A 17,304-nucleotide genomic window follows, 5' to 3' on the forward strand; every position below is an offset into this window, starting at 1 on the left:
TGATGTAAGCCCTAAGTTGTTTTTTAGGGCTAGTCGTAGCTTTCAGAAATTTGATTTCAGAGATACTTTTTCTAATGCAATTTTTTGATTACGAACCGAAACCGAAACACGTTTATGTCCAAAAACGTGTTTCGTTCGGTATGATTCTTTATTACTTCATTTATCTTGTAAAAATGCCTTTAAGAGTGAATCAGTATGAAACTTTAGACTTTCGATACCTAAAGTTTCAACGTACTAATCAGGTCTACAGAGTCATAGAGGATGAACCTTTATTACCCGACTACAGAGCATGCCGAAAGCAAAGAGCAATTATTAGCTGAAGCGAAATGCCTAAAAGCGGAGACTGAACTCAATAAGCCGTCACAAGGTATTGATTTAACCGTCGTAGAGTCTTTGCTAATGGAAGTAAAAGAGAATGAAACCATGACTAGAGCCAAGGAGTTATTAGGCATAGTGCAAGCAATCAATAAGTTAAAAGAGAAATAATTTTCAAACAGAAAGTTACCCACTTCAGTTTTAAATGCGCTGTAATGGGTAGCTTTGACGTTAGGGGGTTAATTGATAACTTTTGCCAAATCTGCAGGGCGGTAGTTTACTGATTTTAGAACTTTACCGTAGCGAATCGTCTTTCCTTCAAACTCTCCATCTTCAGCACATTTAGCAATAATGTATTCGCCTTTTTGAGTCGCAAATAATTTAATGCCTTGGTCGGCATAAAACTGTTCAGTTTTAAGGTATTCTTCTTCGCTGCGACACACTTTACTCATATTACTTGAGTGGATGTCATCCCAACACTCGATAAAATCAAACTTAAGGTTATGTGCAACAGCAAGCATCAAATCAACCAAATAGCTGATCTCAATATTGTCGGTATAATTCTTAGCACCAAGATGAACGAGTCGTCCCATTAATACATACACAGAGTCTACAATGGCATCAGCTTGTTCGACCAGACAATCTGCTTCCGCAAGTTCAGTCAACTCTTCGATGATCAGAGAAGTGTGTAGAATGTCAATTTGATCATTTAAGCTTTGTGGATCTTCTACAGGTAAATCGAATGTGTTGCGAAATTCAAAAATATCTTTATAGATATAATCGTAGGTTGCTTGGTTTAAGTGCTTTAAGTTCATTTCTTACTCGCTTTTAACAATCTTTATTGTTTTTTCGTAGATGATGTTATTGAAAATATCTTTCATTTTAACTGACACCGTTCCATTTTTCGCAAGTTCTTTGTTTACTTTGAAGCCCGATTGCCATCTAAACGAAGAGTCACCTTGTAAAGAGCTAAACTCTTCTTGAATAATTTTTCCTGACTGGTCCTTTTGTGTCCAGTGAGCAAAAATAATAACTTGTTTTCCTTTTGGTAGGTGCTCTTTTTGCCAGTCTGATATAAATCTAACGCTAAAAGTAGTATCGCTTTGCAATGTAAAAGGCTCTGAAATTCTTTGTAGTTTATTCTCGAAAATCCTTCGGACGACTATACCAAAGGTTTCGTCCTCGATATTCACTGTTAAAGGATGAACCTTATCTTGTGACAAGATTTTATGCATTAACAGTAAACCTTTCTGAGTCAATGGTTCACTAAAATACATTTCATCAATAAGTTGCCTACGGTATTTATTCACTTTTGAATTGTATTTTGCTTTTAAATCTTGATCAGAACTTTTTCTAAGTTGCTGAATATCAAATAAAGTGACACATTTTTCTTTATCTATTTCTACGCTCAGCCCTAGGCAGTGGCTTTTCGCTATTTCTAATTGTGCTCTAGCATCAAAACCTTGTCGGTCGGCTAAAGAAAAATACTTGAGAGCAAGCTGATGATCTTGGTTTACGATTTCTCCGGACTTATAGATATGGGCAAGTTCATAAGATGCACGGCTATATCCGTTATTTGAAGCTTCTAATAGCCATTTAATGCCTTCGTTCTGTTGCTCGTCTAACAATAGTAATGCAAAGTTAAACATTGACCTTAAGTGCCCAAATTCAGCTGCTTTTCGATAATATTCGATGGCTTTTTCTTCATTAGTTGGGGCGTTGTTGTTGAATCTGTAACCATCAGCGAGAAGAGCCATATCTTTTGCAAGTTCTATTTTTTGCTTCTTACTTACGCTTATTGGTTTCAGTTTTAGTGTCTTTTCTAAGTAGTCAGCAATATATGAGGCTTGGTGCCTTTCCCAACCCCAATTCAAATGACCATGCCCTGTATTTCGGTAATAGAGGGTCTCAACTTGTTTATTGAAAAGCTTCATTGTGTGAGCCAAGCGTCTTGTGTGTTCAATTTCAGCAACATAGTCTTTTTCCCCAGCAATAAGTAATACTGGAACAGGAATTTTAGCAGCTAGATAAACGGGTGATACGTTGGTTAAGTCAGGACTATATGGCCCTACGACTTCAGACACAGACTTTTGTGACTCTGGCTGTGCCTTCAGGTTTGATGAACTAAATAGTAATGGTAAGTCGTAGATGCCAAAAGTTCCTATTGCGCAGTGATAACGTTGAGGGTCTTTGATTGTCAACATTACTGCCGAGTACCCTCCATAGCTACTGCCATAAGTACATAATTTTTCGAAATTATTTTTCGATAGAACATAATCTACTGCAAGCGAAATGTCTTCCTCAATGGCTTGGCCAAATTGACCTTTACCACTGTCTAAGAATGATCGCCCATACCCAGATGACCCTCTATAGTTAACTCTTAAAATTGAAAAACCTCGGCTTGCAAGGTATTGAATCTCTCTATGAAATACATCGTATTCACGTACACCTATCGGGCCTCCATGAGGCATTACAATTAGAGTTTGATTGTCAATTTTGGAAGGATGCGTAAGGAATGCTTCAATTTTTTGGCTGTCGTTAGTGGCAACCTTGAATGATTCAGTTTTGGCTAACTCATATTTATTTAAGCTTGGTAAGTAACTGTCAAGAAACTTTATGCTTCTGCCTTCTGGGTCATAGAGATAAAATTTACCTGGCTCATCAGAGCCATGAGTAAATAGAACTCGCTGACCTGTCGGGCTTATATCGACAATGTTAATCATTTTTTGAGAAATGAGGTCAGGTAATTCTGTTAAATATGATTTTATTTCATCAGTAAAGTAATGGTGTTTTTGTTGACCGTTTTCGACATAAGTAACATGACTAATTTTCTGATTTTTGTTAATTGAGGCATTGATTAAGTCGTATTTTTGATGCTTATAAATTAAGGAGGTTAGCTTCTGAGAAGGAATATCAAATTCATAAAGTCCAACTGTATTAGATTTCTGATTGGTTAAGACTGCCAGCTTAGTCTCGCTCAACAATCCTAAGGGGATAAACGTATCTTTATTGTTATCAATGCGATATAACTGCTGCCATCGATTTTTGATTTTTCTGGATATAACGATTGCGTTGTCAGAGTTTAATTTTTTGACGGCATACAGTTCTTTTCGATTATTGTCGTAGCTGAAGTGAATCACATTTTTGACTTTTCGTTCAAATTCATTCTTTTTTGTCAAAATTCCTTTTCGTAATTCTTCGTAGGTAACTTTGTATAATCGATTACTTGGGGCGTCATCAAACATATTCCGAGCAAATAACACTTTATTAGGCTCAGAAGGAAGAGAACTGACTAAATATCCTTTACTTCGAACAGTACGATATTTAGCTGTTACAGTTCCATTCTTCTCTGTTAAATACAATAGTGCACGTCGGTGCCTGTTGGTGGTATATACCCTAAGAAAAAGAGTGTCGTTATCGAGCCAATCATAGCCTTCGAATCGATCGTATTTACCAAACTCTAAAATAGATGTGCGTTTTTGAGTTTGCATATTGATAAGAGATAAGTGTGCTATACCCTTTTCACGAGTTAGCGCTGAAATGTATTTTCCATCAGGAGAAAAAGAAACGTTGCTCATGCTAGGCGATAAAAATATTTCGTGTGATGGAATGGGGTCGGCACACAGTGAGCAAGGGGTTAAAAGTGCGATGAGCACAATAAAGCGTTGCATATTTAACATTATAGTCCCCCTAACTGTTGCTCTGTTGACTGAAGATATTCGAAAAAGTGATCTTCACCTGGTCCACCAAATGTTATCCGGTATGCGTTGAGTAAGTTAGGGAAGTTCTCGTGAATAAATTTAAAGGCTTGGGTACTTTCATTATTAAGGAGAACGTTAACGTGGTTTAGCCAACCAAACCAACTTGAGCCTTCAACTTGCAGGGTCCCGATGTAATTAATCTTTTTTGGAGCGACTTGAAAATCCCAGTAGCCTTCGACTAACTCAAGTCTAGAATAACGATTAAATTTAATTTCGCTGATTTTGTAATTGCCAGCAGGAATATCGATGAGAATAAAATTGGTGCCAGCTCTGAGATCTTCTTTAGTAAACTTAAAACGGTTGGTGCCAGTAATATTGATAGTATGCAAATCTAGGGTCGTATCTAGACCTATCAATAGATATCCCACTTCTGGCTGTAATTCTACAGATTCATCTTTTTTAATCCCTTTTAAGGATTGAGAGCATCCTATTAATGTAAACATGAGTACTGTAATTATTGTTATTCTCATCATCCTGATTTCCTTACCAAGAATATAGTGGTTTTTATGTGTCTAATTTGTAGAAAAATTGAGTGTATATCCCATCGTTGAATAAAATCAACTTAGTTGTTATAAATCAAATAATTTATATGAACTGAAGCTTTTTTTAATTACTTTCTGTTAACATCGGTTGTGCGGGCTCCAACAATAGCCATTTTTAGCTTTAATAGTGAACTTAATGATTAGATTCTTTTTTAAAAGCCTATTTGCCTTTTGGTTATCAGCATTTTTGTTCAGTCAAGTCGCACTTGCACTTACTTCCATTCAGAGAGTCATTTCAAGCTCAGATGGCTTAGATGCAGTCGTCAACGATATCGATTTTGATGGGCAGGGTTTTGCATGGTTTGCGACTGAACAAGGCCTTTTCAGAGCGACGAATACTCATGTAGAGCGAATCGATTTATCGAATAGTGAACCCCCCTTGCAAGATCAGTATTTTTCTAAAGTGCGATCATTGGGAATGAATAAAGTTATTGTCGATGCGTTTCAGGGGCTTCATTATTTCAATTATCAAGATTATCGTTTTGCTCCTCTTTCAACTTTAGCTGCTTTTAAGGAGCTCAAATTAGGTCGTTTGGCACAACTGCTGAGCTTAGATGATCAACAGCACATCCTCCTGACCGCTCCTGGGCAAGTGATTTATTTTTCTTCTTCGGAAAAGCAAGCTGAAAAAGCATTCTTTTTACCCGTACTCAAAAAAGATAACTACAAAGATATCGTTTTATTTGAGGAGCAATTGCTCATTGCAACGGAGAAGAAAATTGGTTTTTTGAATGAAAGCGATGAAGTGCGTTGGCTATCAATACCGAAGACGGTAGGAAAAATACATCAGCTTTTGGTTTCTGGAAATAGAGTATGGATAGCTGCTGATGGTGGTTTTTTTGAAGTTTCTATCGATCCTGAATCTACAACGCTGGAGTTGATGACGATTTTATCTGCGCCATCGTTTTCCATTTCAATCGATGATAAACAGAAGCTGTGGCTGGCAACTAAAGTCGGCGTAATGTCTTTTAATACGAGCACCAATGAGCTGGTTCACGTCACTAAAAGTCATATAAAAGAAAAGAATTTCGCTGTTGATAAGAAAATCATTATCGACAAAAATAATTTAATTTGGGTAACTGGATATCAAAATCAAGTTGCGATTTTGACCGACAAAACTGACTTTTTAGTTGATACAATTTCGTCAAGCGAACCTTATTATTTATCTGAACAAAACACATGGAGTATATGGAGCGAAGACAGTACGGTTTACACTGGTACCTCTAATCAAGTAACGATAATTGATCGAGTGACAAAATCGTCGAAAGTGTTGTCGATTATTGGTCTGAATGCGAGTGAGTCTATCTATGAAATTAAGTCGCTTGATGCGCATAATTTATTACTTTCAACAACAGACGGTTTGTTCGTTCTTAATAAAGATACCCAATATTCACAACCGTTTAATTTATGGACTGGCGGTACTGAATCTCTTACCAATAAAACCGTTTATCAGAGCGCATTTGAACCGCACTCACAACAATGGTGGTTTGCGACATCTGCGGGTATTTATCGTTGGCGAGTAGGTAGCCGAGAAATCCTTCAAGCCAATGTGGGTTCGGATAAAGGGTTATCATTTCGCAGTATTTTTGTGGATGATAACGGTACACTTTGGTTCGGGGGCGAAAGTGCTTTTGGCTTTTATGTTAACGATGTTTTCACTGCAATTGATAAAAAGCATTTTGGCGTAGATGTTCTACCGATCATTTCTCATATTGTACAAGTTGACGAGAATCGATTGTGGCTGGGCTCGACCTACCATGGTGGTTATGAATACAATCGGATGACCAAGCAATTATCTCCCATTGACTTTCAATCGACACAGTATTGTCAATCGATCTATTTCTTTCAAAAAATCAATCAACAAATACTGCTGGGATGCAGAAACGGAGTGATTCTTAACTACCAAGTAGGGCTTGACCAATTTACGATTTATGATGCTCAAGATGGCTTGATCGCCGAAGAACTCAACGAAGGTGCGATATTTTACTTACCAAAACAAGGCTTATTTATTGGTTCGCCTGAAGGTATTATGTTCATCAAACCTGAGAAACTATCTAAACGAATATCTTCAGATAATGTGTTTGTTTCTAGCGTGAGTACTTACTATCACGATACCTATAAAGTGAACTTGTTGCCTCAGTCTGATTTGACGATTCAACCTCAGGTAGGTCTCGTCAGCCTTCAGGTATCGAGTCAAAATTACTTGCAGAACAGGCTCAAAGATGTGCGTTATCGGCTCATTGGAAATAATATTCCACGGCAAAAAAAGTTTATTCAGTTATCTGATAACGCACAAATTAATTTATCCAATCTTGATTCTGGTAATTACACCTTGCAGTTGATCAGTGAAATCACACAGCAAGGCAAAGATGCCCCTTACAATTTTCATTTTACTGTGTCGCAACTGTGGTGGCACTCAGAGCAATTTAAAACATTACTTGCCTTTTTTATCTTCATTATTGGCGTATTAACGGTGTTAAGGCATCAAAGTCAAACGCAAAAGTTTAAGCATCTGAATACTAAGTTAATTGAAACACAAGACCGCTTGCAACAAGCATTAAAAAGCAGTGACTCTGACTTATGGGAGTGGCACATCAATGCCAAGCAGTTACACATCGGAAACTACTCTAAAATTTTCATTTTAGAGCGTGAAAAGAAAATTTATGAAATGAGCCAACTTAAGATTCACCCTGAAGATCAAGAGCGAGTCTTATCCCAATGGGATGAAATGGTCTCTGGAAAAGCAGACGCATTTGATGCTGAATATCGGCAAATGGCAGAGAATGGCAGTTGGCGCTGGATAAGAACAAAAGGTCGCCCTGTTAAATACAATGATGACGGCGAAAGCGTTGAAGTAGTGTCGGGTATATATACTGATGTTACATCCACTCGGAATCTTGAAGAGCAGGCTGGACTTTTAGCTGAAGCGTTTGAAAACACATCAGAAGGCGTGGTCATTTTTAATGAGAATGAGCAAGCGGTCGTTGCAAATCGCGCCGCACAAAAGCTCATTGAAATGCCTGCTGAACATCTTGAAAAACGTTCGTTTTCAGATGTGGTTTTTGGAATCGATATTACGATTGCAGGTTTATTGGTTAATGAAAGCCATTGGTCAGGAGAGCTTGAGATTGAAGCTGCCACTGGCGTGCGTCGACCTGTTTGGCTGACACTTTCTCAAATTCACTCGAAGACACAAGATACTCAAAATTATGTTGTGGTTTTTTCTGACATTAGTCAGCGTAAAAGTGCAGAGGAAAAACTAAGAAGATTGGCTAATTTTGACCCGTTGACAGGGTTAGCCAACCGTACCTTCTTCTCAGAAAAACTACTTGATAGTATTCAGCAAGCACAAAGAGAAAATAGTCGTTTAGCGTTGATGTTTATGGACTTGGACCGCTTTAAAAATATCAATGATTCATACGGGCATAATATGGGAGATGCGTTGCTGATTGAAGCTGCCAGCCGGATTCAAGATTCTGCGGGAAGCCATGCAGTTTTGAGTCGATTTGGGGGGGACGAATTCGTATTATTGTTACCAGATATCGTCAATACAGCCGAAGTTGATCTCGTAGCAAAACGCATTCATCGAAATATTGAGGCACCGTTTAGATTGTTCGAGAGGGAGTTTTATATCAGTACCAGTATTGGAGTCAGCTTGTGGCCTGATCATGCTTTACACCCTGAAACACTGATTAAAAATGCCGATTTAGCCATGTATCATGCTAAAGAAGACGGGCCTGGAAATGTTCGATATTTTTCTAATGCGAGAAACGAGAAAAATTTATATTTCTTGAGAATTGAATCTGAATTACGAAAAGCGATACAAAATAATCAATTAGAGCTGCATTACCAACCACAGATTAATATTCTTGATGGTGACAGCTTAGTTGGAATGGAAGCGCTGTTAAGGTGGAAACATCCAGAAGATGGCTATATCAGCCCAGATGTCTTTATTGAAGTCGCAGAGTCTGCAGGGTTAATTATTGAGATTGATCGTTGGGTGTTCCAAAATGCCTGTATTCAAATTAGTCAGTGGAAAAAACAGTTCAAGTCAGACTTCCGAGTTTCCATCAACGTTTCTGCAGCGCATTTCCTACAACCTGATTATGTCGATACGATAAGAGAAGTCATGATTCAAACCGGAGTTGAAGGGAAGCTCCTCGGCTTAGAGATCACCGAAGGCGTATTAATGAAAGAAGTCGATCAAGCACAAAAGCATTTGTCTCAATTGCAACTACTCGGGATTAACATTGCGATTGATGATTTTGGAACGGGTTATTCCTCATTGGCTTACTTACGTAACTTTGCTGTTAACTCTCTCAAAATTGATCGTAAATTCATTATTGATATCAACCAGAATCGAGCGGATCAGGCCATTGTAACCAGTATTATTGAGTTGGCTCGAAACCTCAGGTTAAAAGTGGTTGCTGAAGGCATCGAAACTTATGATCAAATGGAACATTTGATTGGCCGAGGCTGTTATTTAATGCAAGGTTTTTATTTTGCCAAACCGTTACCGCAGAAAGATATGGAACGTTACTTGGAACACAGTTTACACACTGAATTAGAACAAGAGCTCGTCTGAGGAATACTATGAAAATCCACCAACAGATTTTTGCTACTGTCATCATCTTTGCTACGGCATTTTCGGTATCTGCCAGGCCAAAAATAGGGCTGGTATTAAGCGGCGGTGGAGCCAAAGGTGCTGCGCATATTGGTGTGTTAAAGATTCTAGAACAAAACCACATACCGGTGGATTACATTGCTGGAACTAGCATTGGTGCTTATGTAGGCGGCTTGTATGCACTTGGTTACAGTGCTGACGAAATTGAGAAGTTAATGCTCAATACTGATTGGAGCAAAGGCTATTCAGATACGATTCCTAGGCAATCTTTGAGTTATCGAGATAAACAGCAAAGGGATCAATATAACGTGCCGTTATCGATAGGTTATAGCAAAGACAAAATAAAAACACCAAGTGGTTTATTGCTGGGACAAACCATGTCTCGTTTACTGAGGGGCTCGACGGGGCTCGTCCAAAAGTTTGGTAGTTTTGATCAACTGGCGATACCTTATCGTGCTGTCGCAACAGACTTAGCGACCAGCCATGCAGTTGTGCTTGATTCAGGAAGTATTGTGTTTGCGATGCAGGCTTCAGCGACCGTGCCTGGAGCATTAGAACTTGCACATTGGCATGGCAAGTTATTGGTGGATGGTGGTATTGCCAATAATATGCCTGTAGATGTTGTAAAAAAGATGGGGGCAGATATTGTTATTGCTGTTGATATCGGTTCATCCCTTGTCAGTAAAGATAAGCTCAATTCGACTGTTGACGTTTTGAATCAACTTTCAACAATACTCACCAATGCCAGTACCAACCATCAAAAATCATTACTGACAGATAAAGACATATTAATCCGTCCAGCTGTTGGGCAAATGAGCACGACAGACTTTAATGTTTTACCTAAAGCGTTAGCGTTTGGCGAAAAAGCTGCGACAACGTTACTGCCAAAATTGAAAGCATTAGCAGAAACGCCACAACAATATGCGCATTATCAGCAAAAAAAGCTAAATGCGAGAAAACAATGGGATGCGCCTATTAATAAGCCTGTTTATCGTATTGTTCTGGCTAATGAATCTAAAGTGAACGATCAACTCATACTGGATACGTTTGGTATTCATGAAGGCGAAGTTGTTTCAAAGAAAGAGTTAGATACTGCAATAAACCGAGTCTATGCGTTAAACCGATTTGAAAGAGTTAACGCAGAATTTGCAGATGATCTACAAGGTAGGGAGCTCACTTTAACCACCAAAGCTAAATCGTGGGGGCCAAACTATTTTCAACTGGGATTGAATTGGGAAGATGATTATAGCTTAGGGTCAACGGTAACGTTTGATTTTGCTTATACGCTTACCGACCTTAATGAAAACGGTGGTGAGTGGAGAAATGAATTACAGTTTGGCTTTCAGAAACGCATTGCTTCCGAGTTTTATCAGCCTCTTGATCATGAACAGAACTGGTACAGTCGAACTAGGCTTGAGTTACTTAGAAAAAATCGAGGCATTTTTGAAAGCAACGAATTCACCTATGGCGTTGACACACGCAGCCAAGTATTACTGACTGGGTTAGGTTATAACTTTAACCAAAAATCCTTTATTGAGCTCGGTATGAGAGGCACCAATGGCCGACTTTCAACTCAAGCGATTGAATACGGGAAACTAAAATACAAAGGGTTTGGTGGGTATTTACAGCTCGGCTATGACGACCTAGATAGCATTAGTTTTCCCACATCAGGAGACCGCTTATCGTTTGAAATGCGATTCACCCGAAATAACGCTCGATATCAAGATCAAGATTATGAGTCCGATTTCAATTTGCGCTACAGCTTAGATTGGAAAGGAGCGCTAAGTGTAGGACATCATGCATTTGTGGGGAAACTCTCACTGGAAACAGAAGAGGTCACAGATGATGATATCTCAGTAGATCCTGTCGAATTAGGCGGGTTCCTGAACCTGTCTGGATACCATAAAGACTCCCTCCTTGGAAACCATAAACTGTTTGGTGCATTTATTTATCAATATGATTTAGGTCGAGATGCACTTGGCTTAGAAAAGTATCCTTTATATTTAGGCTCCAGCATCGAGGCGGGTAATGTTTGGCTGCAAAAGAGTGATGTGAGTTTGAATGACTTAATTTATTCAGGGAGTTTATATCTAGGCACTGATACTGAGCTTGGGCCTGCAGCCTTAGGTATTGGTCTATCTGATAAAGGTGAACACGCAGTATATTTGTTCATTGGAAAAAACTTCTAACAAAAAGGCCTACAGTTATCGCGACTTTTTTGATAGCGTTAGTCGATTGTAAAATTTATTTTAATAATGAGTTAGGAAAACAAATGAAAAAAGTAAGTGCATTAGCGCTAGGTATTGCGATTAGCTTAGGGCTTGCAGGGTGTAGCAAAGAAGCTCCTCAGCAAGCAGAAAAGACAGTTGAACCTGTGAAAGCAGAACAAACTTTAGTTTCAGGTGTTGAGCTAGCTAATTTTGATAATTCAGTTCGACCACAAGATGATTTTTATTACAATGTTAATGGAACGTGGCTAAAGGATACGCCAATTCCTGCAGATAAGTCCAACTACGGCGCTTTCTCTGTGCTTTATGAACAAAGTCAAAATTCACTTAAGAAAATCATCGAAGCGACTGCAGCAAAACCAAATAAAGCGGCTGGTTCGAGTGAACAAAAAGTGGGTGACTTTTACGCCAGCTACATGAACACTGACAAGGTTGAAACCTTGGGTGCAGAGCCTCTTAAACCATTACTTTCAGAGATCGAAGCAGCAAAAACTCACAAAGACATTGCTCGTTTGATGGGTAAGTTACTTGTAAACGGTTCAGGTTCTCCATTTGGCTTTTATGTAAATAACGATGCGAAAAATTCTAGTCAATATGCTGTGTATGTTTATCAATCAGGATTAACACTTCCTGATCGTGATTATTATCTAAAAGATGATGAAAAGTACGTGGGGAACCGTGAAGCATTGAGTAAGTATGTCGACGATGTACTTAAGCGTGCGGGTTACGCAGATGCTGGCCGTGCGTCGAAAAGTGTGATGGAAGTTGAACACTTCATCGCTAAAAATCACTGGGATAGAGTTGCACTTCGTGATGCTAACAAGCGTTACAACAAGTTTGAACGTGACGGCGTAAATAAGTTATTAGGTGATATGGGCTTTGATGCATTTGCGACTGGCGCTGGTATGGATAAAGTGACAGAGGTCATTGTTGGTCAGCCGTCTTATCTTGAAGCACTAGGTAAGCAATTCGACAAGTTCCCTGTGAGTGTTTGGCAAGATTACTTAGCATTCCACCTAGTGGATTCATATGCGAACCTAATGAGCAAGAATTTTGAAGATTTAGCATTCAACTTTCATGACAAAACCTTAAAAGGTATTCAAGAGCAAAAGCCTCGTTGGAAGCAAGCTGTAGATGCTGCCAATGGCGTTATTGGTGAGTTAGTAGGTCAAGAATACGTTAAAGAAAGCTTTAAGCCAGAAGCAAAAGAACGTATGGAAGTGTTGATCCATAACTTGATTAAAGCCTTCGAAGTTAGCATCAATGGGTTAGAGTGGATGACACCAGAAACCAAAAAAGCTGCACAAGAAAAATTAGCGAAGTTTACTTATAAGATTGGCTACCCTGATAAGTGGAAAGATTATACCAATCTTGAAATCAAAGCTGATGAACTTGTTGGTAACTACCTTCGTTATGCTAACTTTGAATATACTTCAATGTTAAACAAGTTAGGTCAACCAATTGACCGTACTGAGTGGCACATGACGCCACAAACCGTAAACGCTTATTACAATCCAGTAATGAACGAAATTGTGTTCCCAGCAGCGATTTTACAACCACCATTCTTTAATATGGATGCTGACGATGCCGTAAACTACGGTGGTATTGGTGCGGTGATTGGGCATGAACTTTCTCATGGCTTTGATGACCAAGGTTCTAAGTATGATGGTGACGGTAATCTACGTAATTGGTGGTCTGAAAAAGATTTAGAAGAATTTACCAAGCGTAGTGAGCAACTTGCTGCACAATACGATAAATATGAAGCCCTACCAGGCAAACATGTAGATGGTAAGTTCACCCTTGGTGAGAACATCGGTGACTTAGGTGGTTTGACAGTTGCACATCGTGCATATCAAATGAGCTTAGATGGCAAACCTGCACCTGTAATGGATGGATATACGGGTGAACAACGTTTCTTTATTGGTTGGTCACAAGTATGGCGTCGTAACTACCGTGATACAGAGCTTGAGCGTCGTTTAAAGACAGATACTCACTCACCAAGCCATTTCCGTGCGATGGGAACGCCACGTAATATTCCTGCTTTCTACGATGTATTCGAAGTGAAAGAAGGCGATAAGATGTTCCTTGCTGAAGGCGATCGCGTTAAGATTTGGTAATCATTTTTTGATGCTTTAAAAGTAAAAGCGTAGCCAATTGGCTGCGCTTTTTAATTTAAAATGGTCGAGAATTCAGTCAAATCGTGTAGCCGATAATGAGCAAGCATCCACTTTACGTCATGCTGTTGCTCATGGGGAGGAATAGCAATGGCTAACATATTAGCAGCACGAGCGGCAATAAGGCCATTCATTGAATCTTCAATGGCAATACATTCACTGGGAGCGACACCTAAGCGAGTTGCGCAGTTTAAATAAACTTCTGGATGTGGTTTGCCATACTTCAAATGTTCAGCAGACTCTATGGCCTGAAAAAAATGTCTAATTTCAAATTTGTCCAATACCGCATCAACCAAACTCATGGACGAAGAGGTTGCAAGTCCAATACGATAGCCTTGTTGTTGACAAATTTGTAAAGCTTCAATGACACCCCGCATCGGTTTTGCGTCAGTTTGAATGAATTCAATAACGCCATTGACGATTTGAGTCGCTGTTTCAGCGTTATCATAATTTTCCCATGGATATCGTTGATACCAGTATTCGACTAATTGATCGACTCTTAACCCGGTAGTTTGCAGAGTATCTTGATAGCTGATTGGCAGGCCGAGTGAGGAAAATACGTCAAGTTCTGATTGTTGCCATACGGGCTCTGAATCAATTAAAACGCCATCCATGTCGAAAATTACTGCCTTTAATGCAAGTGACAACATAACAACTCCAATTTTGGCAATGCGAGGGAATATCGCTGGTCGAGTATAAACGATGTACAAACCCTAAAGCAGAAAAAATACCATTCGACTTTGATCTAATATAAAGATTCGAAGTTTTATGATTAAATTTGCTAATTTTAATGGTGTAAGAGTGTGACCTGATTCATACTTTTTCAAACCTGTAGTATAATATTGACCCTAAAAATTAGATTGTGAGCGTGCTGTCGGAACGCAGTGCAGTTAATAAAGCATGTTTTCGTGCGAATAAAAGAGGAATGTTGCCGTGCTAGAAGCATATCGTAAACACGTTGAAGAACGTGCGGCGCAGGGTATTGTCCCTAAGCCATTAGATGCCCAGCAAGTTGCTGATTTGGTAGAATTGTTAAAAAATCCGCCAGCTGGTGAAGAAGAATTCATTCTAGATCTATTCGAAAACCGTATTCCACCAGGTGTTGATGAAGCGGCTTATGTTAAAGCGGGTTTCTTAGATGCTTTGGCAAAGGGAGAAAGTAATTCTCCAATTATCTCAAAAGAACATGCCATTAAATTATTAGGCACCATGCAAGGCGGTTATAACATTGAGCCGTTAATTGCACAGCTTGATGATAATGCACTTGCTCCGCTTGCTGTTGAAGCACTTTCACATACGTTATTAATGTTTGATGCATACCATGACGTTGTTGAAAAAATGAATGCAGGTAATGCATTTGCAAAACAAGTGGTTGAATCATGGGCGAATGCAGATTGGTATACGTCTAAGCCAAAACTGGCCGATAAAATCAGTCTTCGCGTATTCAAGGTTCTTGGCGAAACCAATACGGATGACTTATCACCAGCACCTGACGCTTGGTCACGTCCAGACATCCCATTACACGCATTAGCCATGCTCAAAAACGCTCGTGAAGGTATTGTACCTGATGACGCTGGCGTTACTGGTCCAATTAAAGAAATTGAATCAATGAAGCAAGACGGTTTCCCATTAGTGTATGTGGGTGATGTTGTTGGTACCGGTTCTTCACGTAAGTCTGCGACTAACTCAGTATTGTGGTTCATGGGTGATGATATCCCTAATGTTCCAAATAAGCGTGCGGGTGGTTTTTGCTTTGGTGGTAAAATCGCACCGATTTTCTTCAATACCATGGAAGATGCAGGTGCACTGCCAATCGAGCTAGACGTTAGCAAAATGAACATGAATGACGTTATCGACGTATATCCATACGAAGGTAAGGTTAAGCGTCATGATAGCGATGAAGTGATTTCTGAATTCGCACTAAAAACAGACGTATTGCTTGATGAAGTGCGTGCTGGTGGTCGTATCCCATTGATCATTGGTCGTGGTTTGACTGACCGTGCTCGTGAAACGCTAGGTCTTGAAGCTTCTGAAATTTTTGTTCGTCCGCAAGATGTTGCTGATACTGGTAAAGGCTATACACTGGCGCAAAAAATGGTCGGTAAAGCATGTGGCGTAACGGGTGTTCGCCCTGGCCAATACTGTGAACCTAAGATGACGTCTGTAGGCTCGCAAGATACCACAGGCCCAATGACCCGTGATGAGCTAAAAGACTTAGCTTGTCTTGGTTTCAGTGCCGATTTGACGATGCAGTCTTTCTGTCATACTTCAGCTTACCCTAAGCCAGTTGACGTAAATACGCACCACACATTACCTGATTTCATTATGAATCGTGGTGGTGTGTCGTTGCGTCCAGGTGATGGTGTAATTCACTCTTGGTTAAACCGCATGCTTCTGCCTGATACTGTAGGTACAGGTGGTGACTCGCATACTCGTTTCCCAATCGGTATTTCATTCCCAGCGGGTTCTGGTTTGGTTGCATTTGCGGCGGCTACTGGTGTTATGCCATTGGATATGCCTGAATCAATCCTTGTTCGCTTTAAAGGTGAAATGCAGCCTGGTATCACGCTTCGTGACTTGGTACACGCAATTCCACACAAAGCGATTCAAATGGGTCTATTGACCGTTGAGAAAGCTGGCAAGATCAATGAATTCTCTGGTCGTGTATTAGAGATTGAAGGTCTTGAGCATCTTAAGGTTGAGCAAGCATTTGAATTGTCTGATGCGTCTGCTGAACGAAGTGCTGCAGGTTGTACCATCAAGCTGGATAAAGCGCCGATCATCGAGTACTTGAACTCGAACATCGTGATGCTTAAGTGGATGATCTCAGAAGGTTATGGTGATCGCCGTACTATCGAGCGTCGTATCACTGCAATGGAAGAGTGGATTGCTAACCCAGAATTGATGGAAGCCGATTCAGACGCTGAATACGCAGAAATTATCGAAATTGATTTGAATGACATCAAAGAACCAATTCTTTGTGCACCAAACGATCCAGATGATGCAGTTCTACTTTCTGAAGTTAAAGATACTAAGATTGAAGAAGTATTCGTTGGTTCTTGTATGACCAACATCGGTCACTTCCGTGCACTGGGCAAGATGTTGGATAAATTCGCAACATCATTGCCTACTCGTCTATGGATTGCACCGCCAACTAAGATGGATAAAGATCAGCTTACTCAAGAAGGTTACTACGGTATCTTCGGCCGCGTAAGTGCGCGTATCGAAACGCCAGGCTGTTCATTGTGTATGGGTAACCAAGCACGTGTTGCAGAGAATTCTACGGTTGTGTCAACATCAACGCGTAACTTCCCGAATCGTCTAGGTACTGGTGCGAACGTATACTTAGCATCAGCGGAACTTGCCGCGGTAGCAGCACTTCTAGGTCGTCTGCCATCACCTGCTGAGTATCAAGAATATGCGAAAGAATTGGATGCGACAGCAGCTGATACTTATCGCTACTTGAACTTCAATGAGATTAAGCACTATACCGATAAAGCGGAAGAAGTGATTTTTCAATCAGCGGTTTAATTTACTGAATTGTTATTAAATTAAAAAGGCCCTACATGAATTGTGGGGCCTTTTGATATATGAACGTTAGGTGAATCATCTTTAACAAGCTTTCTGCTGATATGTTTGATAAATATTTCTGAACAATTC

Annotated in this window: 9 protein-coding genes; 5 read left to right on the top strand and 4 right to left on the bottom strand. The window is 39.8% G+C overall.

The features are described 5' to 3' along the window. Nucleotides 1-261: 261 nt before the first annotated feature. Nucleotides 262-486, top strand: a complete 225-nt coding sequence (locus tag JQC92_RS09375) for a hypothetical protein (protein WP_204999408.1) — start codon at nt 262-264, stop codon at nt 484-486. A 68-nt stretch (nt 487-554) separates the two neighbouring features. Here the strand turns inward: JQC92_RS09375 and JQC92_RS09380 are convergent, their stop codons facing one another. The 3 genes from JQC92_RS09380 to JQC92_RS09390 are packed head-to-tail and all read right to left on the bottom strand — an operon-like array spanning nt 555 to nt 4,519. Continuing rightward, nucleotides 555-1,130: a nucleoside triphosphate pyrophosphohydrolase family protein gene (locus tag JQC92_RS09380; RefSeq protein WP_204999409.1), complete on the bottom strand. Its 576-nt coding sequence runs from the start codon at nt 1,128-1,130 to the stop codon at nt 555-557. A 3-nt stretch (nt 1,131-1,133) separates the two neighbouring features. Then, the gene (locus JQC92_RS09385) at nt 1,134-3,995 is read right to left on the bottom strand and encodes a prolyl oligopeptidase family serine peptidase (RefSeq protein WP_204999410.1); all 2,862 of its coding nucleotides are present in this window, start codon (nt 3,993-3,995) and stop codon (nt 1,134-1,136) included. Then, nucleotides 3,995-4,519, bottom strand: a complete 525-nt coding sequence (locus tag JQC92_RS09390; RefSeq protein ID WP_204999411.1) for a hypothetical protein — start codon at nt 4,517-4,519, stop codon at nt 3,995-3,997. The genes JQC92_RS09385 and JQC92_RS09390 overlap by 1 nt, the downstream gene beginning before the upstream one ends. Nucleotides 4,520-4,754: 235 nt before the next feature. On the opposite strand from JQC92_RS09390, the gene JQC92_RS09395 reads away from it, so the two are divergent. The 3 genes from JQC92_RS09395 to JQC92_RS09405 all read left to right on the top strand — a co-directional run bounded on the left by JQC92_RS09395 (nt 4,755) and on the right by JQC92_RS09405 (nt 13,587). Continuing rightward, nucleotides 4,755-9,203, top strand: coding sequence for an EAL domain-containing protein (locus JQC92_RS09395; protein ID WP_204999412.1), 4,449 nt, complete (start codon nt 4,755-4,757; stop codon nt 9,201-9,203). A gap of 8 nt (nt 9,204-9,211) precedes the next feature. Then, on the top strand, nt 9,212-11,431 hold the full coding sequence (locus tag JQC92_RS09400) for a patatin-like phospholipase family protein (protein ID WP_204999413.1): 2,220 nt from the start codon (nt 9,212-9,214) through the stop codon (nt 11,429-11,431). A gap of 83 nt (nt 11,432-11,514) precedes the next feature. Further along, the gene (locus JQC92_RS09405; RefSeq protein ID WP_204999414.1) at nt 11,515-13,587 is read left to right on the top strand and encodes a M13 family metallopeptidase; all 2,073 of its coding nucleotides are present in this window, start codon (nt 11,515-11,517) and stop codon (nt 13,585-13,587) included. 50 nt (nt 13,588-13,637) lie between these two features. On the opposite strand, the gene hxpB is transcribed toward JQC92_RS09405, so the two are convergent. Then, nucleotides 13,638-14,294 carry a hexitol phosphatase HxpB gene (gene hxpB / locus JQC92_RS09410; RefSeq protein WP_204999415.1) on the bottom strand — a complete coding sequence of 219 codons (657 nt, stop codon included), beginning with the start codon at nt 14,292-14,294 and terminating at the stop codon, nt 13,638-13,640. 283 nt (nt 14,295-14,577) lie between these two features. Between hxpB and acnB the strand changes: the two genes are divergently transcribed. Beyond that, nucleotides 14,578-17,175: a bifunctional aconitate hydratase 2/2-methylisocitrate dehydratase gene (acnB, locus tag JQC92_RS09415; RefSeq protein ID WP_204999416.1), complete on the top strand. Its 2,598-nt coding sequence runs from the start codon at nt 14,578-14,580 to the stop codon at nt 17,173-17,175. Nucleotides 17,176-17,304 lie beyond the last annotated feature (129 nt).

This window comes from Parashewanella hymeniacidonis, from assembly GCF_016900895.1.
Classification (GTDB): domain Bacteria; phylum Pseudomonadota; class Gammaproteobacteria; order Enterobacterales; family Shewanellaceae; genus Parashewanella; species Parashewanella hymeniacidonis.